Raw genomic sequence first — 18,551 nt, 5'->3', positions numbered from 1 at the left:
GATGAGGAAATTTAACGAACGAGAGAAAAAATTAATATCAGATCTTAGTAAAGTATCATTTAGTGAAACGGAAAAATTTTCTTTTTTTCTTCAAATGTATTATTTTACAGCAACTTCTAATAAAGCTCTTTTAGTATTTATGCAATTTCAGCAAGCACTTCTATACATTAAACATGATAAATTTATCAATATAAAAGATCGCAAGACCGAATTGGGAGAATTTTTGGAATTATTATCCTTGATAATTTATCTTAAAGAAAAAAGATATATCTCGATTTATCAAGTAGAATCACAAAACGCTGCTTTGCAGATAATGAAAGAGGGTTTTGATAATCCACGTGATGATGGAAAGGGACATATTTTTTTTAATGACAAAGATTACCTTGTAACAAATGAAGCAACTAAAATCTTACGTGATAATCATATTGTTTATGAAGGTATTAATCTTCCATCTGATGTTTATCAATTGATTATCGATAATTTTTTCGGAGTGCTTTATGTTTCAGAAGAATTACGTGAATTGGTAAAGAACGATTTTTGTTCAGAAGATGATTTGAAATTTAATAAACAACAAACACTTGCGTGGATCGGTATTGGAGTCTCTCTACTTTTGGGATTACTAAGTGTTTTAATCTCTAGCTAATTACCGTTTATCACTTTAAGAAGTCTCCCGACTTCAGAGCCGAAAAAAAAAACCTACAGTATATGGAAACTAAACCGTAAAAGATAAAAAATGAAAAACCTCCTCTTCATCACTTGGGACGGCCCATAAACTTCGTATAGGAAAGGACTTTGCATGCTCCATTTTCAATGAAAATCCCGATGATAAATCAGGTGAAGATTATAATTAACGTCAGTTCGATTTAAGATGTTAGCTTAATTTTAAATTCCAACCATCTTAAAAAATTCGTGAAGTTTCAAATTTTCACTTTCGCAAATTCTCATTATAGTTACTAAAGCTATTTGGTAGGAACTGTCTTCTCGTATACGTCTCACAGTTTTCTCATCAATTCCGTGATTTCTTGCAAATAGATTATTATTATCTGTAGGTATTACCCATTTATCTCTAATAAAATCAACTATTTTTCTATTTGCCTTTTGCATATAAACAAATAAAAATGATATAAATTAAAAACTTTCGGACTGAAATCCGAATTATTGAATTTTTTAATTATATTTGTAAAATAACATATTGCAATTCCTCCAATAGGATAAAATATTGAAGCAATTGCTTAGGATCTCGCCTTGAAAACTGGTAATTTTTACGCACGAGAAAATAAGCAAGATGCTCACGACCCGGGCGTGGGCTCTCTTATCGTGCATAGGTATACCAGTACCCCAAGGCAGTAAGTTGAGTTCCACGCCTTTTCTATGTGGTTTTCTCACTTACATTTTCTAAGCAATCTACTTTCTTCTCTTGGGGTTTTGCAATAATAACAACACATAAAACTTAAATTAAATGAGAACGATTTATTATTTAGAGACTTAGAGAATTACGAGCAGTAAGTGAGCGCGATAATCTGAAAATCGTGTGTTAATTATTTATTTGTCCCCTGCATTGCCTTTGGGTGATTGTTCAGGAAAGCAGAACCGATCTGGTTGAGGCAGGGGATTTTTGATGAGTTATTTCGTCCGCTTTTACTTGATACTTACTGTTAATCAAAAAAATTACAGAATAAAAAGCTCCCTGTACACCTATTGGCGTAGGTACAGAGAGCAAGAGTCTTAATGTTTCACTAAAACCCATTCAAAATTATGAAAACAATTTCATTATTAAGGGAAGTAGTTGTGCCGGGGTACATCCTTTTTGTCCTCATTACCTTGTGCTCGCTCGCCTCGGCGCAACAACCTCCCCAATCCAATCAATCTTTAATTACCGGATCAGTCTATGATTCGGTTGGACCCATCCTCGATGCCTCTGTATCCATTACCGGTTCAGACGTCGTAGTTTATACATCTGAAGACGGTTCCTACGCTATTTCAGCATCACCTTCCGATGTTTTGGTATTTGCTTATCCCGGTTATGCTACAGTTGAAGTTTTGGTCGGTAACCAGCTGGTCATAGATGTTGAGCTTTCGGGTTCTGTTGCTTTGGAAGAAGCGGTCATCAATGCAGGTTATTATACGGTTAAAGATCGGGAAAGGACAGGTAGCATATACAAAGTAACTGCTACAGAAATAGAAAACCAACCTGTAAATAATGTACTGGATGCACTACAAGGTCGTGTTCCGGGACTCGAAATCATTCCGTCTTCCGGGATTGCCGGTGGTGGATATACCGTTCGGATTCGGGGGCAGAACAGCATTGCCGCAGGGAATGATCCCTTATATATTGTTGACGGCGTTCCATTTAACACAGCGCCCTTAGGTTCTCAATCCATTTCAGGAACTATTTTGCCAAGAGCTGATATCAATCCGCTCAATACGCTGGATCCGTCTGTGATTGAATCCATTGAAGTGCTCAAAGATGCAGATGCAACAGCCATTTATGGCTCACGTGGCGCAAATGGTGTGATTTTAATATCCACCAAAAAAGGGAAAACAGGAAAGACTGCTTTTTCTGCAGATTTTTCTACCACAGTGATTGCGGTGACCAAAATGATGGACTTGCTCAATACTGAGCAGTACATCGCCATGCGGCAGGAGGCATTTGCAAATAACGATATTTCAACCTATCCCGCTACAGCTTATGACATCAACGGCACTTGGGATACCCAAAGATACACCGATTGGCAAAAGGAATTCATTGGTAATCCAGCATTCAACAACACCTTAAAATTCAATCTGTCCGGTGGAAACGAATTTACCCGCTTTACTTTAGGAAGCAGCCTGATGAAAGAAACAACTGTATTTCCTTTTGATTACAGCTACAACAGAACTACGGTATTTACCAGCATCCAGCATTTTTCCAAGGATAAAAAATTTCAGTTGAACCTTTCCGCCAATTACGGATTGGACAATAACCATCTGCCTGCAAGTGATATTACCTCTCGGGCATATATACTTCCTCCCAATGCACCGGCGTTATATACAGAAAATGGTGAACTCAACTGGGAAAACAGTACATGGACAAATCCCTATGGGGATCTGCAAAGTACATACCGGAACAATTCCCGCAGTATTTACTTCAACTCCCATTTAAGCTATGAAATATTCAGGAACTGGAAAGTAAAAACCAGCTTCGGCTACACCAATGCTTTGTTAAATGAAACAAAGGCTAATCCCGTTACAAGGTTTAATCCGGCATGGGGACTGACCAGTGCTTCTTCCAATTTCTTTGAAAATAATTCGGAGAACGGTAGCTGGCTAATAGAACCACAATTGGAGGGAAAGATAAATTGGGGTTTATCTGAATTTTTGATCACGGTGGGAAGTACAATCCAAGATCAGAGTTTCAGCCAGACCGCAGTATTGGGCATAGGTTATCCCACTGACCAGTTACTAAGTAATATCAATGCTGCCAATCAGGTTATCTATCTCAATGTAGATGACAGACAGTACCGGTATCTGGCAGGATATGCCCGTATTAATTATAGTTTAATGAAACGTTACATCATTAACCTGACGGGACGTAGAGACGGTTCAAGCCGTTTTGGCCCGGGAAATCGATTCGCTAATTTTGGTGCAGTAGGTGTTGCATGGATATTTTCCAAAGAACCATTCATGGAAAATTCTGATTTCCTAAGCTTTGGAAAACTTAGAGCATCCTACGGAAGCACAGGAAATGACCAGATTGGAGATTATCAGTATTTGAGTACCTACTCGGTAAATGAAAGTTCCTACAATGGAAACATAGGCCTGATTCCAACACGGCTTTACAATCCCAATTTTGCATGGGAAAAGAATACCAAAACAGAAGCAGCCATTGAAATTGCCCTTTTCCAAAATAAATTGCAATTGGACGCTGCATACTACAACTCCCGATCGGGTAATCAACTTGCAGGTACGCCCCTTCCCGGAACTACTGGATTTAGTTCAATCAATTCCAACATGAATGCACTTGTGGAAAATTCAGGGTGGGAACTGAGTTTAAGCAGTACCAACTTAAGTTCTTCCGACTTTACATGGTCCTCGGAATTTCAGTTAACACTGCCCAAAACAAAACTACTTGCCTACGATGATCTGGAAAATTCTACCAACGCCAATTATTTGGAGATTGGTTATCCTCTCAATATCATCAAGATTTATGAATTTACGGGAATTAATCCGGAAACCGGAATATTCACTTTCAAAGATTTTAACGGTGACGGGATTATTACTGGGACTGATGACAGAAAATACATTGCTGATTTTACGCCTGCATTTTTTGGAAGTTTGACCAATCAGTTCAGATACAAAAGATTCAATTTCGATTTTACCTTCCATTTTGTGAAGAAAGAGGCATTCAATGAATTTTACAATTTCGCTCCGGCAGGTACCATGTCCAATCAGTCAACCAGCGTTCTAAATCATTGGCAAAATCCGGGAGACAATTCAACTTACCAGCAGTTTACAACCGAAAACAACAGCGAAGCCCTGCAAGCACAGTCCCAATTTGCATATAGCAGTGGTGCTATATCTGACGCTTCATTTATCAGACTGAAAACAGTCAACCTATCCTACCAGCTCCCACTTCCCGGTATTCTGAATTGTTTAGTGTATTTACAGGGCCAGAATCTTTTTACCATTACCGGATTTAAAGGTGGTGATCCCGAGCAGATGCGCGGTTTTTTGCCTCCCGTACGCAGAATTTCAATTGGCGCCAAAATCGAATTATAACTTAAAAACTGATATTATGTTTAAAATAAAATTTTTATTAAAATACGCTTTATCAATCAGTGTATTGTTAACTACTTCCTGTGAAGATTTACTGGAAGTTGACGATCCTATGGGTCAGATAGCGGACGATGCCGTATTTGAAAATCCGACTACTGCAAATGCAGCTATTACTTCATTATACGCACATTTAAGGGATAATGCACCCCTTGTAGGAAACTCAGGTGGGCTGGGCGTTTTGATGGGGCTCTATTCAGATGAATTAGACTACTACAGCACTCCGGGATCTTCTTTGGAGATGTTTTTTAATCATCAGGTCATGCCTTCAAACGATATAGTAAAGAGTACATGGGATAACGCATATTCTTTGATTTATAAAGCTAACCTTGCCATCGAAAAAATAGACAAATCGCAATCGCTTAGCACAGATTTGAAAAAACAGTTAACCGGTGAAGCACTATTTATCAGGGCACTGACTCATTTTTACCTTTTGCAGCTCTTCGGAGCCATTCCTTATATTGAATCAACTGATTACCTCATTAATCAGGATGTTATACGTACCCAGTCCGAGGAAGTTTACGGACTTTTAGTCAATGACTTAGTTCGGGCAAAACAAATGCTTTCTATTGAGTATCCTGATCAAGAGCGTACACGAGCCAACCGTTTTGCCGCTACTTCACTGCTTGCGAGAATCTATTTATACAAAGGCGATTGGATTAATGCAGAACTGCAGGCATCTGAGGTTATTGAATTTTCTTCTTATTATAATCTGGAGACTGATCTCGATAAAGAATTTTTAAAAGAGAGTTCTTCAGCCATCTTACAGCTAAAACCGCTTTCAGACGGAGAAAACACAAAAGAAGGGGGGTATTTTTTGTTTGAACAGGGACCTCCACTCAATGTTTCCTTGAATCCATTGTTTATGGCTTCTTTTGAGCAGGAAGACCTGCGCAGAAGCCATTGGGTTAAAGAAATTACAGATGGCACTACCACTTGGTTTGCACCTTTCAAGTATAAATCCCTCGAAAATTCAGGGACTACTTTGGAATATTCAGTTCTCTTCAGATTGGCTGAACTTTATCTAATACGCGCCGAAGCAAGAGCTAATTCCGGAAATCTTCAAGCAAGTGCTGATGACCTGAATATTATTCGAAATCGGGCAGGTCTAGCCGATATTCAAAACATAACCACTTCTGAATTAACGACAGCACTGATAAATGAAAGAAAACATGAATTGTTTACAGAACATGGGCACCGATGGTTTGATTTAAAAAGACTTGGTATAGCTACAGATATTTTAGCTCCCATTAAACCAAACTGGCGTTCGACTGATGTCCTGTTCCCCATTCCTGAATCTGAGCTGTTAGCGAATCCAAATCTGGCACCTCAAAATCCCGGATATTAATAAAAAAACTCAATATGCATTTAAAGTATTTAATAATTATTTCATTCAGTCTGTTATTTAGAAATACACTCAGTCAGGTTCATGATAATTCTTTAAAGTACAATACTTCAATGGATTCACTTTGGAGTTCAAATATCTTTATCCAAAGCATAAGCCCCGACGGGAATTGGGTTTTATTTGAAGAAGCCTACACAGATAGAAAACCAAAAGGCTACTTAGCCCACACGCAATTAAAAGAGAAAAAGTTTGATATAAATCTTACAGGCAGCTATGCATTTACTTCTGACAGTAAATGGCTCGCATCCTTATCAGAAGATACGCTTTATTTGCGGGAACTCGCATTTGACAAAGTGGAAAAAATAGTGGGTGTACAATCATTTAAATTCTCGGCTTCCGGCAAATACATTGTCCTGAAAGACGAACTTCCTGAAAAAGCTGGAACGTTGCAAGTTATAGACCTTAAGGACTTTACTAAAAGAAAGCTAGAAGGTGTTTATCATTATTCTTTACATCCATATCTTGAAGTAATGATCACTACTCATAAATCAACTTCACGATATGGATTTTTAGTAAATAAAATTTCTTTAAGCGATTCAGAGCAAGAGAACATCTATCAAACAACAAGTAAGATATCATCTCTGATATGGAGCAACAATGGTAAGTATTTTACTATTGTGGATGAGCAGTCTATCCATCTTTTTGACCTTCATGGTAAACATTCTGAATTAAAAATTAATGACCTAAGAACTGAAATCTCCTTTACAGCTTTAAACAAACACAGCTTAAGAATTTCAGACAATGGGGATTTAGTACTATTTAACTGCGATATCGAAAATGAGACAGACAACCCAAATGTAAGGATTTTAGATACCAGTGATAAATGGATAGAGCCAAAAATACAAATATATAAGCGGACACAGCTCAATCCCATAAAAATTGCATGGCATCCTGTAAAGGAAACTTTTTTTCCAATAGCAGATATCCAGCACCCCGTTGCGAAAGCAAACGTTGCCAATGAAAAGGCTTTGGTTTATGACCCGATGACCTATGAGCCACAATACTCCGAGAGCCCCTATGTCGATCTTTATTTAAAAGATCTGAAATCCGGAGATATGGAGCTTGTTATAGAAAAGCAATATTCTAATCAGCGTTATTTATCGGTTTCCCCATCAGGAAGATATGTTTCATATTTTAAGGATGATCAGTGGCTTGTATTTGATTCGAATAAAAAAATGACATTTAATCTTACTGAAAACAGCAATGTTTCTTTCGTTGATAAAAATTCATGGGAATATGTGGATAAAAGACCTTATGGAAATCCCGGATGGACCAAAGATGAAAAGTTCATAATATTATATGACCAGTATGACATTTGGTTATTTGAACCTGAAAAGAAATCCGGTTTCAGAATTACAAAAGGACGGGAAGACAAAATCAAGTACAGGATCAATTGGCAGTTGAACAGAAGAACAGATGGAATTTCGGAAGGTTTAAATAATCTCTTGGGGTTAAGTTATGATGATGATTCGCCTATCATTTTGGATATGTTGGGAGATGATCTTCAAAGCGGACTGGCCGTTTGGAAAGGCAAGCGAAAGGTGAAAACACTCACATATTCCCAAACATTTAAAGACGATGTTTTAGTCTCTGAGAATAACAAACGGCTGGTGTATCGTGCATACAAATTAAACGTTCCTCCTGCAATTTACAGTCTTGATTTAACGACTTCAGATACATTAAAAATACATCAAAGCAATGAAGGACTATTAAACTTTGATTTAGGGAAATACAAACAAATTGTTTATCAGGATAAATATGGCAATAATCTGCGCGGTATTTTGGTCTATCCCAGTAATTTCACCCCATCAAAGAAATATCCGATGATCACCTATATTTATGAAGTAAACAGTGTTTATCTCAATTATTTTAATCCACCTTCAAAACTTAGTTACACGGGGTTTAATATTCTTAATTATGTAACGGATGGCTATTTTATCCTATTACCTGATATTAAGTATGAGTTTGGAAATACTGCAAAATCTGCATTAGATTGTGTTGTATCTGCTGTAGAAAAATCTTTTGATGAAAAGTCCATTGATAAAAATAAAGTGGGTTTGATAGGTCATTCATTTGGTGGCTACCAAGCCGCTTTCATAGCAACGCAGACAGATTTATTCAGTGCTGTGGTTGCGGGAGCCGGTGTCACTGATTTAGTGAGCTTTTACCATGATTTCGTTTGGTCATGGAACGATGAGCAGTCATGGAGAATGCGCAACCAGCAGTTCAGGATGGCCGGATCTTTTTATCAGGACAAGAAATCTTACTACGATAATTCGGCTTTGTACAGTACAGCGAATTTAAGCACACCTCTTTTTTTGTGGACGGGTAAAAAAGATTACAACATAAATTGGTACCAAAGTGTTTTTATGTATTCAGCCATGAAAGAGTTAGAAAAGGAGGGTAAACTAATCGTTTTTGAAAATGATGACCATAACCTGATGATCAAGGAAAATCAATTGTTATTATCCTCAGAAATTCATGCATGGTTTGAAAAATATCTCAAATAGTTAATTGGATTGATTAGAATGATTTGATTTCAAATAGAAAAAAGAGGAGGCTACATACTATAGCCTCCTTTTTTAAATCACGGTCTTCTGAACATGGGTGTTGTACACGTACTGTTTTGGTAAACCGGTAAGGAACTCGTTGAATAGGAACACCCAAAGTTTTCATACCCGACTTTCATGATACCAAAACTAATCACCCTATATTTTACGATCCATATAAAAAAATGGACTATATATTTAAAAAGGAGGAAAATTCGACTGAATGGTTTCAATAGATTATCTTATACCGGATTGGATGCAGATAATTTTTTCCAGATTCAATCTTCGCTTTTCTCTCTCAATTTCCGGAAATATTCACTCGGACTTGTACCCATTCTCGATTTAAAAGCTTTTGTAAAACGGTCTGTAGTACTAAAACCGACTTCTTGAGCAAGTGATTTATTATCGTAATATTTAAGCTTACTGTCCCTTTCAGCCAAACGAATCAGATGATCTATGCGTAAATCATTGATGTAATCAGAAAAGCCCTTATTTCTAAATGTTTGGATGGCAGATTTCATGTAAACCACATTAGAATTGAATTCTGCAGCAAGCTGGGCTTGATTCCAGTCCTTTTTTAAATACTTTTCAGATTTTTCAAACTTTTCGAGTTGATCTTTTAAATTCAATAGAGTTAAAGTCGGAAGACTGACTGCGTTTTTCTCATCTGAGGCTGTTGGAGAAGAATTTCTCCTAAATATTCCCCCTACATAATCTTTCTTAGGTCGGATATAAAGAACCAAAAACACCCACAAAACAATAAAAACTAGGACCAGGAAAAAGACCAACACTTGGTTTTGTTTTAAGGATTTTTTTAAGGCTTGATTTTCTTTTTGGGAGGCGGTTTGATCAAATTCAACATGGAGTTTCGAACTGAGATATTGAAAATTCTCCTGAAGATAGTTGTCAACTTTACCTATTTGTACCAATATATTTTCCATTTTATCCAAATCTTCCTTTTCAGCATGAATCATACCCAGAAACTGATAGGTTTCCCTTAAATCCGGATGCATATAGCCTTGCTCGGAAAATATTTGATCGACTTCCTGAAAATGTTGCTGGGCTTTCTCCTTTTGATTAAGAGTCCAATAGTTTTTACCTAAATAAAAATGACCGGAGGAAGCGTTCGCAAAATCATTTTTCTTTTCAATTTCCACCAAACTACTTTCAAGAAGTTGAATCGCCGAATGCAAATCATACATATAACTATGGTTGATGCCGCTAAGTTGTTTAAAATATGCATCCATACTTTGAATGGACAAACGTTTGGCTTCTGCAATACCTATTATTATAATTTCATTGCTTTTATTAAACTCTCCCATACGGCTATAACACAAAGCCAAACCATGGAGGCTGTTGATGTATCCTCTATCATTATGGTATTTAAAATATTGGATACAGGATTGATACAACCCTATCGCTTCTGAGTGAAAACCTAAAAAATTTTTGATTTGTGCAATATTATAACGTGTCTTATAAACCAGATATTCATCACTACTTCCTTGCAGATAAGAGTCAGCAATTAAATAACAAGCCAAAGCGTCTGAATACCTTTTATATTTATAAAACAATATGCCCTTTGATAAATGAGCGTTCGCTTTCAGAGGGTCGTCCTGACTCAATAGGGAGACCCATACCATACTATCGCCATATGCCAATGCCGTCTTCTCACTTCTATAATAAGTAAAATTTCGATAGCCGTTCACCATTTCTTCCAAATCACCTTCTGCTTTCGCCTTTTCTAAATAGAGGTTCAAATAAATGGTCTGTCGGGGATAACCCTCATATTCTTCTATCTTTTGATACAAATCATCATAGCTGTTTTGTGCAAACAACATGAAAAAAGAGTTACAAAATACAACGAGTAGAATGCTCTTGAAAGTTGAATTTTTATGGGCAGATAAAAAAACAAGCATAGTAGAGTTAACCTTATAGGTTCATGAAGGAAATATAAGAAATTTTCTGCTAATCAGAACTTTGACTATTCGAAAAATTCACTGCTAATTTTTGAAAAAACCCCACTATTGGACTTGGAATGGAGGAGTTTCTTAACATAGATTTGAAGCGAATTCAACCATTACCACAGTCAAATTTTTCCCGGGTTAAAAAGCTGAAATCTATTCAATAACTTTTTAAATCCATTAAATTATGTACAGCAATTATTATAAATTAGCCCTCTCATTTAAACTCTTGTTTTTCGTTTTATACGCATGTCTGAACGAGGATGATGTCAACCATACCTACGAACGGGAGACCTCGGCTCATTCAAATGCTAAACAGAGTAAATGGGGACAGATAAGCCCGGAAAATCTTGACAATCCTTATGATACGGTAGGAATAAACTACACCGCATTCGTAGAAGATCTTTGGGCAAGAGATAGCATTTTTACCTCGCTCAACTTTATAATTACCGAAGTAAACAACATTACCGACTTTACAAATCCGATAGCAATTAATTATATTTCGTCAGCCGCAGATTTGCTATTAATTCAAAATATATTGGATGATTCCGAACAAGTATTTCACGATATTTTAAGCCAGTCAGGATTATCATCAAATGCGGGGGATGCTATTACCGAAATCATTAACTATACTACACTCAATGAGTCTGAAGATTATCCGATTCTGTATGCATATATAGTAAGTTTTGAAAGTACCATTTTGGATGACTTGACCTTTTCAATGCAAGAAAAAGGCTCTAAATAAATCTTGACAAAATCGATTCCTTAACCCCAATTGATCAACTATGAGCCCCTTTCGCCATTTAAATAACTTCATTTCCTATATGGAAAATAACAAGAAAGCAAATCCATCTCATTTTAGCATCTTTTTAGCCATATATTATTTATGGTGGATGAATGATTGTAAAAACCCTGTCACCATATCAAGGGAGGAAATAATGAAAACAAGTAGAATATTTTCAACCGCCACTTACCACAAATGCATGAAAGAACTTCATTTTTGGAAAATAATAGAATACAAACCATCCTTTAATCCTTATAAAGGAAGTGAAGTGAAAATCAACAAATTGGATGAACCCATAGCCACACTAAAATGAAAAAAAATATCCTACCCTCAAATTTAATTTCAGACATTAAAAATATCATACTACAGTCAAAAGAAAAAGCAATCCGTTCAGTAGATTTTCAGCGAACACTCATGTATTGGCACATAGGGAAACGCATTTTCGAGGAAGAACAAAACAAAAAAAAACGAGCCGAATATGGGACTTTTCTCATTCAACAAATTTCTGAAAAATTACAACCTGAATTTGGAATCGGTTTTTCTGTCCGTCAGATTCACCTGTATAGACAATTTTATCGAACCTTCCCAATTCTGCCCACACCGTATGCACATTTAAGTTGGAGTCAGTTCAAACTCTTATTGAGATTGGATTCAGACGAACAACGTGACTTCTATATTGCAGAAAGCCTACACAACAATTGGACGGTAAGGCAATTGGAAAGACAAATATTCAGCAATTTATTTGAACGCTTGCAATTAAGCAATGATAAAGAAAGCATTTTAGCCATCGCACGGAAGGAAATCCTTCCATCAGATCCCACACAAATTATTAAAGACCCTATGGTATTAGAGTTTTTAGGATTAAAGATGCAATCGTCTTATTATGAAAAGGACCTAGAAACAGCCATCATTACAAACCTCCAGGAATTCCTGTTGGAATTGGGAAATGGCTTTTCTTTTACCGCAAGGCAAAAAAGAATTACAATTGATGGAGATGAATTTTATGTTGACCTCGTTTTTTATAACCGGCTTTTAAAGTGTTTCGTTCTGATTGAACTCAAAACCCATAAACTTACCCATCAGGACATTGGACAACTTCAGATGTATGTAAACTATTTTGATCGGGTTGAAAGATTACCACACGAAAATTCAACCATTGGTATATTACTTTGTGCAAATAAAAATGAAGCAATGGTTAAATTCACACTTCCTCTCGAACAAAAACAAATTATTGCTAGCCAATACAAACTCTACCTCCCAACAAAAAAACAACTCCTCACCACCATCAAAAAAGAAATGGACAAAAGTCCCGGAAATTTTTAAGACGCCAGTCGAAAATGTTTTACAACCTTTTAACTTAAAAAAAACCCCGAAATATATCGGGGCTTTCTTTAAATGGAAAATATCCGGCAGCACTACACAGCATTTTCCAATTTCACAAGGCTCATAGGGTTATATGCCCCGTTTCTCAACGGATACATCTCGCCGTTTATATCCTGAAAAAACGCAACGCCCAACAATAAAAACAAGGCTTGCGTCGAATCAGGTGTCAAAGTGTTGACTTGGTTGATGGCCGTTGTCATTACACCGTCCAAAACCATATGAGGCGTTTCGGAAATAGCCAGATTATACGTTTCATTCACGAAATCGACCTCTGCAGCTCCCGAAATAATTTGAAAATGAGTCGCACCTTCTGGTGAACCAATCATATTATTGGGTACAAAAGGATCTATGTCCACGCTCATTTCACCACTCGTGCGATTCATCGTGGTTATATATGGCGCAAAAAACGTAGTGCTTAACTTTCCTTGAATGTTAAACTCAAATCCGGTCAATAAATTCAAATCTCCTTGCGATAGAGTTCGTTCACCCCTCGCATTGACCGAGTCTGACTGAATAACCCTTAATAATTCTCTAGTAAATCGACCTACCATTCGGCTGTCTGACGATTTTAACAATATCGGCCGAAAAGCGGTTCGCAATAATTTACCTGCCTTTCCGGCCCTGCCGAACTCGGCACCATTTTCCCGGGTGCGTTGAAAAGCAGGATCATTTGCGATCCGATTGCCATCTATGCCGCCTTTCTCCCGTACCATGTAACCGTCTTTGGATTTATAAAAGGTCATATCTCCGATAGTCCCCTTTATTTTAATAATTCCTTTTTGTCTTGCCATGATTAAAAATTTTTAATTAAACTTCTATTAATTTTCAGATTCAATCATTCGTTGCAACTTTTCAATTGAATGTTCAACAAATTTTATCCATTAAATCTGGGAAAAAAAATGACGATGGCAGAGATGTCCGCAAATGACACTTTTCGCACCAAAAGTCACACCTGCAACGGGAATTTTTGACTATATTGCAATAAAACAATCCTACTGAACGACCAGATTTTCAAGCTAAGGTCAAAGAAGGGATAAAGTATAGATAAAGTATAGATAGAGTATGAGCAGTGTATGAATAAAATTTGGATAATGTATGAAACTACCAATGAAAAGAATTTGCATTTATCCCAAGGACATTCAATTGATAACCGGTAAAAGTTATAGACAAAGTGCCAGATTAGCTCAAAAAATTAAAAAGGAATTAAACAAACCTGAAAAAGAATTTCTTACCATTGACGATTTCTGCCTTTACACAGGAATCAACTACGAGCAATTTGAACACCTGATCATGGATTAGCCTTTTACTTTAAATCATTTAATTTCCTTTAAGTTTTTACATATTTTATCAACCTGTTCAATTTTTAAATACCTGCCATTATTCTTTTATCCATAAACAAAAATTAAACCCGTACTGCATTATAGGTCTTCATTTAATGTGATGATTATCAACAATATAATCAAAAAAACTCCGAAGGAGTTAAATTTGGTTGCCTTGGTCAAAGTCCAAGGTCAGGTTAATAGGTGAAATGAATAATAGCGACCCTCTGTCACACAGCGACCCTCTGTCACATTGAGCGTAGTCGAAATGAGCATTTATTGCACGAAGCAGGCTTCGACTACGCTCAGCCTGACAGAAGTAAGTGTTGAATTGATACAAAAGTTTAGTAAAGTATCCTAAATGATTTTAAGTCTATTATTCTTAAATCAACTTGTTGATTTCTTAAAATGTCTTAATAAAGTGAATTACAAATAAATATGAGTTTTATTTAATGCGCATCTATCTTAATTCTTAATGTTTTTACATCGAAATCACGTTAATATCCATAATTTTGAAACTTGAATTTAAATTATGAAAAACCTCCTCTTTTCCCCTGGGATGGTCCAGAAGCTTCGTACAGGAAAGTACTTTTCATGCTCCATTTTCAATAAAAATCCCGATGATAAAATCAGGTGAAGATTATAATTAGGATTATAATTTTCGGAAAAACAGGGCATTGTTATAATTACGATAATAATAATTAACCTCAGTTCGATTTAAGTCTATCAATCTTGAGGCTGTCTTATAGCGACCCTCTGTCACATTGAGCGTAGTCGAAATGTGCATTTATTGGATGAAGCAGGCTTTGACTACGCTCAGCCTGACAGAAATAAGTATTGAATTGATACAAAAGTTTAGTAAAGTATCCTAAATGATTTTAAGTCTATTGTTCTTAAATCAACTTGTTGATTACTTAAAATGTCTTAATAAAGTGAATTACAGATAAATATGAGCTTTATTTAATGCGCATCTATCTTAATTCTTAATGTTTTTACACCGAAATCACGCTAATATCCATAATTTTGAAACTTGAATTTAAATCATGAAAAACCTCCTCTTCATCAGTTGGAACGGCCCACAGACTTCGTATATGGAAGGATTGTTTATGCCGATTTTTGAACATATAAATACACATTGAAATTTCTATCTTTGACAAGATGTCAGAATCGAACCGAATTGAATATAAACAAGAACTCACCGAGAATTTAGAAAAGGAAGTCATCGCTTTTCTAAATTATGCGGAAGGCGGTATTATTTATTTGGGCGTAGATGATAAGGGGAATGCGGTAGGTATAGAAAATGCAGATAAAGTGCAATTGCTTATCAAAGACCGGTTGAAAAATAATATCCTGCCCTCTGCGTTGGGATTGTTTGATTTGATTTTACAGGAAAAAGAAGGGAAGGCTGTTCTGAAAATTATTATGGCTAGCGGACCTGAAAAGCCTTATTATCTTAGAAAATACGGAATGTCCGAAAAAGGGACTTTTGTACGTATAGGAAGTTCTTCTGAACCGATGCCTTCAAAAATGATTGAAAATTTATTCTCCAAACGCATTCGGCATTCTATCCGTAAAATTCGTTCGCCTCGTCAGGATTTGGCTTTTGAGCAATTAAAAATTTATTATGAAACGAATGATAAAAGACTCAATGCACAGTTTTCCAAAAATTTGGAGTTCCAAACAGAAGAAGGTCAATATAATCTGATAGGTTATCTTTTTTCTGACCATAATTCCCTTTCCGTAAAAATGGCAAAATACGATGGAAAGGATCGTGAAAATTTGATAGAGAATAATGAATATGGTTATGAATCATTGGTCAAATCTACCAAACGCATTTTGGATAAATTGGAAATTGAAAATAAAACCTTAACCCAAATTACTTCCAAAGAAAGAAAAGAATTTCGTTTATGGAATCCAATTGCATTAAGGGAAGCTGTGATAAATGCATTTGTACATAATGATTATACAAAAGAATTGGCTCCAAAATTTGAGATTTTTTCGGATAGAATCGAAATCACTTCTTATGGCGGTTTACCGGAAGGATTAAGTAAGGATGAATTTTTTTCGGGCTATTCGGTTCCTAGAAATCAGGAGATCATGCGTATTTTTAAGGATTTGGATTTGGTAGAACAATTGGGTTCGGGAGTGCCTAGAATACTAAAAAATTATCCCAAAAGCAGTTTTCATTTTTCTGAAAATTTCCTTCGGATGGTTTTTGTTGCAAACAAAGCTGTCGTAGAAACTGTCGTAGAAACTGTCGTAGAAACTGTCGTAGAAACTGAACAAAAAATTATCGAAATCCTATTGCAAAACAATAAAGCTTCTGCTAAAACAATAGGAGAAAAATTAGAAATTTCTCAACGAACTATTCAGCGGTATTTGAAAAATATGGTTTCGAAAGGTATTTTGAAAAGAGAAGGCGCAGCAAAAGGAGGGCACTGGGAATTTATAAAAAAATAAAAATGAAAAACCTCCTCTTCATCAGTTGGGACGGCCCACAGACTTCGTATAGGAAAGGACTTTGCATGCTCCATTTTCAATGAAAATCCCGATGATAAATCAAATAAAATTATAAATAGGATTATAATTTTCGGAAAAACAGGGCATTGTTATAATTACGATAATAATAATTAACCTCAGTTCGATTTAAGTCTATCAATCTTGAGGTTGTCTCATAGCGACCCTCTGTCACACAGCAACCCTCTGTCACACAGCGACCCTCTGTCACACAGCAACCCTCTGTCACATTGAGCGTAGTCGAAATGTGCATTAGCGTATTTGAAATGTACATTAGCGTGTTCGAAATGTACATTAGCGTAGTCGAAATGTACATTTATTGCACGAATAAGGCTTCGACTACGCTCAGCCTGACAGAAGTAAGTATTGAATTGAAAAAAGTTTAAAATGGTATCCTAAATGATTTTAAGTCTATTATTCTTAAATCAACTTGTTGATTTCTTAAAATGTCTTAATAAAGTGAATTACAAATAAATATGAGTTTTATTTAATGCGCATCTATCTTAATTCTTAATGTTTTTACATCGAAATCACGTTAATATCCATAATTTTGAAACTTGAATTTAAATCATGAAAAACCTCCTCTTCATCAGTTGGGACGGCCCACAGACTTCGTACATGGAAGGACTTTTCATGCCGATTTTCCACGAAATCGCCAAAAGAGAAGCCATCCGATTTCACGTCATCCAATTTACCTGGGCAGACGAAAAGAAAATCCAAGAAACCCGGAAAGTTGCAGAAAGATTGGGAATTAAGTATACCGCATTTCCCATTTTGCGCAAACCCATCGCTTCCATCGGAAGTTTGGTCACCGCCAAAACATCGGGTCGTAAACTCAAAAAATACATCCAAGAAAACCAAATCGACATCCTCATGCCCCGAAGTACGTTTCCGGCCATGATGGTCAATTCAATGATTCAAACAAAAAAACTCCCCTTTAGGGGATTTAGGGGCAAAGGATTTAGGGGGAAACTGATATTTGATGCCGATGGTTTGCCGATCGAAGAACGCGTTGATTTCGCCGGATTGAAAAAAGGAAGTTTCCAGTATCAGTTGTTTAAATCCGCTGAAACCCAAATGCTTCAAAACGCAGATGCCGTTATCACACGATCCCAAAAGGCAATTGAGGTACACCTGAAAACCATCGGTGAAAATTTCAGGAATAAATTTTCAGTGGTCTTGAATGGAAGAGATGCCAGTCGATTCAAATTTGACCCGGAAATGGGAAAGAAAATCAGAAAGGAATTGAGCATAAAAGACGAATTCCTATTTGTGTATGCAGGTTCGCTCGGTCCCCAATATTGTTTCCCGGAAATGTTGGCCATTTTTGAAAACCATCAGAAAACGAACAAATCCAAATTTTTGATCCTGACCGGAAATCTAGAATTCGCAGAACAAAACATTCCGGAACATTTGAAATCGGACATCCTCCTGAAAAAAGTAAAATCAGAGGAAGTTCCGGCTTATCTGAACGTGGCTCAGATCGGATTTGCGTTGCGCAAGCCGACTTTCAGCATGCAAGGCGTTGCGCCGATCAAATTGGGAGAATATCTGCTGTGCGGGCTTCCGGTAATTGCGAGCAAAGGAATTGGGGATACAGAAACGATTTTGGAAAACTTTAAAGATTGTTATTTATATGACCATAAAAAAGAATCAAGAGATAATATTTCCGAAATAATGGAGTTCATTAAAAAGACTAATTTTGCAGACCAAAGCAAAAGCAGCGAGAAAGCAGCAACTTATTTTTCACTGGAAGCCGCTGCGGAATCGTATATTTCAGCCATTAGTAAGATTCAAGAATGAAACACCCATTATTATTGT

The 18,551-nt window shown here is 36.4% G+C and carries 11 protein-coding genes; 9 read left to right on the top strand and 2 right to left on the bottom strand.

Annotated elements, in window-relative coordinates; all coding sequences use genetic code 11:
* The first annotated feature begins 1 nt into the window (after position 1).
* The 4 genes from HU137_RS03990 (at position 2) to HU137_RS03975 (ending at position 8,727) form a co-directional block, all read left to right on the top strand.
* Positions 2-643, top strand: a complete 642-nt coding sequence (locus HU137_RS03990) for a hypothetical protein (protein ID WP_182042506.1) — start codon at positions 2-4, stop codon at positions 641-643.
* Between the two features lie 1,112 nt (positions 644-1,755).
* Positions 1,756-4,758: a SusC/RagA family TonB-linked outer membrane protein gene (locus HU137_RS03985; RefSeq protein ID WP_182042505.1), complete on the top strand. Its 3,003-nt coding sequence runs from the start codon at positions 1,756-1,758 to the stop codon at positions 4,756-4,758.
* Positions 4,759-4,774: 16 nt separating this feature from the next.
* Positions 4,775-6,160 (top strand): RagB/SusD family nutrient uptake outer membrane protein, encoded by a 1,386-nt coding sequence (locus HU137_RS03980; protein ID WP_182042504.1) that lies wholly within the window; start codon positions 4,775-4,777, stop codon positions 6,158-6,160.
* 14 nt (positions 6,161-6,174) lie between these two features.
* Positions 6,175-8,727, top strand: a complete 2,553-nt coding sequence (locus HU137_RS03975) for a prolyl oligopeptidase family serine peptidase (RefSeq protein WP_182042503.1) — start codon at positions 6,175-6,177, stop codon at positions 8,725-8,727.
* Positions 8,728-9,044: 317 nt separating this feature from the next.
* On the opposite strand, the gene HU137_RS03970 is transcribed toward HU137_RS03975, so the two are convergent.
* A complete protein-coding gene (locus HU137_RS03970) occupies positions 9,045-10,604 on the bottom strand; it encodes a helix-turn-helix domain-containing protein (protein WP_182042502.1) in 1,560 nt (519 codons plus the stop codon).
* Positions 10,605-10,914: 310 nt separating this feature from the next.
* Between HU137_RS03970 and HU137_RS03965 the strand changes: the two genes are divergently transcribed.
* Both HU137_RS03965 and HU137_RS03960 read left to right on the top strand, forming a co-directional pair.
* A complete protein-coding gene (locus tag HU137_RS03965; protein WP_182042501.1) occupies positions 10,915-11,472 on the top strand; it encodes a hypothetical protein in 558 nt (185 codons plus the stop codon).
* Positions 11,473-11,820: 348 nt separating this feature from the next.
* Complete coding sequence (locus HU137_RS03960) at positions 11,821-12,834, top strand: PDDEXK nuclease domain-containing protein (RefSeq protein ID WP_182042500.1); 1,014 nt, start codon at positions 11,821-11,823, stop codon at positions 12,832-12,834.
* A gap of 92 nt (positions 12,835-12,926) precedes the next feature.
* Here the strand turns inward: HU137_RS03960 and HU137_RS03955 are convergent, their stop codons facing one another.
* Entirely contained in the window at positions 12,927-13,685 is a 759-nt protein-coding gene (locus HU137_RS03955) for a hypothetical protein (RefSeq protein WP_182042499.1), read from the bottom strand.
* A gap of 304 nt (positions 13,686-13,989) precedes the next feature.
* Between HU137_RS03955 and HU137_RS03950 the strand changes: the two genes are divergently transcribed.
* The 3 genes from HU137_RS03950 (at position 13,990) to HU137_RS03940 (ending at position 18,533) form a co-directional block, all read left to right on the top strand.
* Positions 13,990-14,193: a hypothetical protein gene (locus tag HU137_RS03950; RefSeq protein ID WP_182042498.1), complete on the top strand. Its 204-nt coding sequence runs from the start codon at positions 13,990-13,992 to the stop codon at positions 14,191-14,193.
* Between the two features lie 1,178 nt (positions 14,194-15,371).
* Positions 15,372-16,673: an RNA-binding domain-containing protein gene (locus HU137_RS03945; RefSeq protein ID WP_182042497.1), complete on the top strand. Its 1,302-nt coding sequence runs from the start codon at positions 15,372-15,374 to the stop codon at positions 16,671-16,673.
* Positions 16,674-17,300: 627 nt separating this feature from the next.
* Complete coding sequence (locus HU137_RS03940; protein ID WP_182042496.1) at positions 17,301-18,533, top strand: glycosyltransferase; 1,233 nt, start codon at positions 17,301-17,303, stop codon at positions 18,531-18,533.
* Positions 18,534-18,551: the final 18 nt, after the last annotated feature.

Origin of the sequence: Moheibacter lacus (genome assembly GCF_014042165.1) — a bacterium.
GTDB lineage: Bacteria > Bacteroidota > Bacteroidia > Flavobacteriales > Weeksellaceae > Moheibacter > Moheibacter lacus.
Note: the sequence above shows the minus strand (reverse complement) of the source record. Positions and strands in the feature narration are given on the sequence as shown.

What these genes read in the sequence shown, in the direction of transcription:
- HU137_RS03945 (WP_182042497.1), top strand. Translation starts at nt 15,372, where the DNA reads ATGTCAGAATCGAACCGAATTGAATATAAACAAGAACTCACCGAGAAT.
- HU137_RS03950 (WP_182042498.1), top strand. Translation starts at nt 13,990, where the DNA reads ATGAAACTACCAATGAAAAGAATTTGCATTTATCCCAAGGACATTCAA.
- HU137_RS03965 (WP_182042501.1), top strand. Translation starts at nt 10,915, where the DNA reads ATGTACAGCAATTATTATAAATTAGCCCTCTCATTTAAACTCTTGTTT.
- HU137_RS03970 (WP_182042502.1), bottom strand. Translation starts at nt 10,604, where the DNA reads ATGTTGTTTGCACAAAACAGCTATGATGATTTGTATCAAAAGATAGAA.
- HU137_RS03975 (WP_182042503.1), top strand. Translation starts at nt 6,175, where the DNA reads ATGCATTTAAAGTATTTAATAATTATTTCATTCAGTCTGTTATTTAGA.
- HU137_RS03985 (WP_182042505.1), top strand. Translation starts at nt 1,756, where the DNA reads ATGAAAACAATTTCATTATTAAGGGAAGTAGTTGTGCCGGGGTACATC.
- HU137_RS03990 (WP_182042506.1), top strand. Translation starts at nt 2, where the DNA reads ATGAGGAAATTTAACGAACGAGAGAAAAAATTAATATCAGATCTTAGT.
- HU137_RS03955 (WP_182042499.1), bottom strand. Translation starts at nt 13,685, where the DNA reads ATGGCAAGACAAAAAGGAATTATTAAAATAAAGGGGACTATCGGAGAT.
- HU137_RS03940 (WP_182042496.1), top strand. Translation starts at nt 17,301, where the DNA reads ATGAAAAACCTCCTCTTCATCAGTTGGGACGGCCCACAGACTTCGTAC.
- HU137_RS03960 (WP_182042500.1), top strand. Translation starts at nt 11,821, where the DNA reads ATGAAAAAAAATATCCTACCCTCAAATTTAATTTCAGACATTAAAAAT.
- HU137_RS03980 (WP_182042504.1), top strand. Translation starts at nt 4,775, where the DNA reads ATGTTTAAAATAAAATTTTTATTAAAATACGCTTTATCAATCAGTGTA.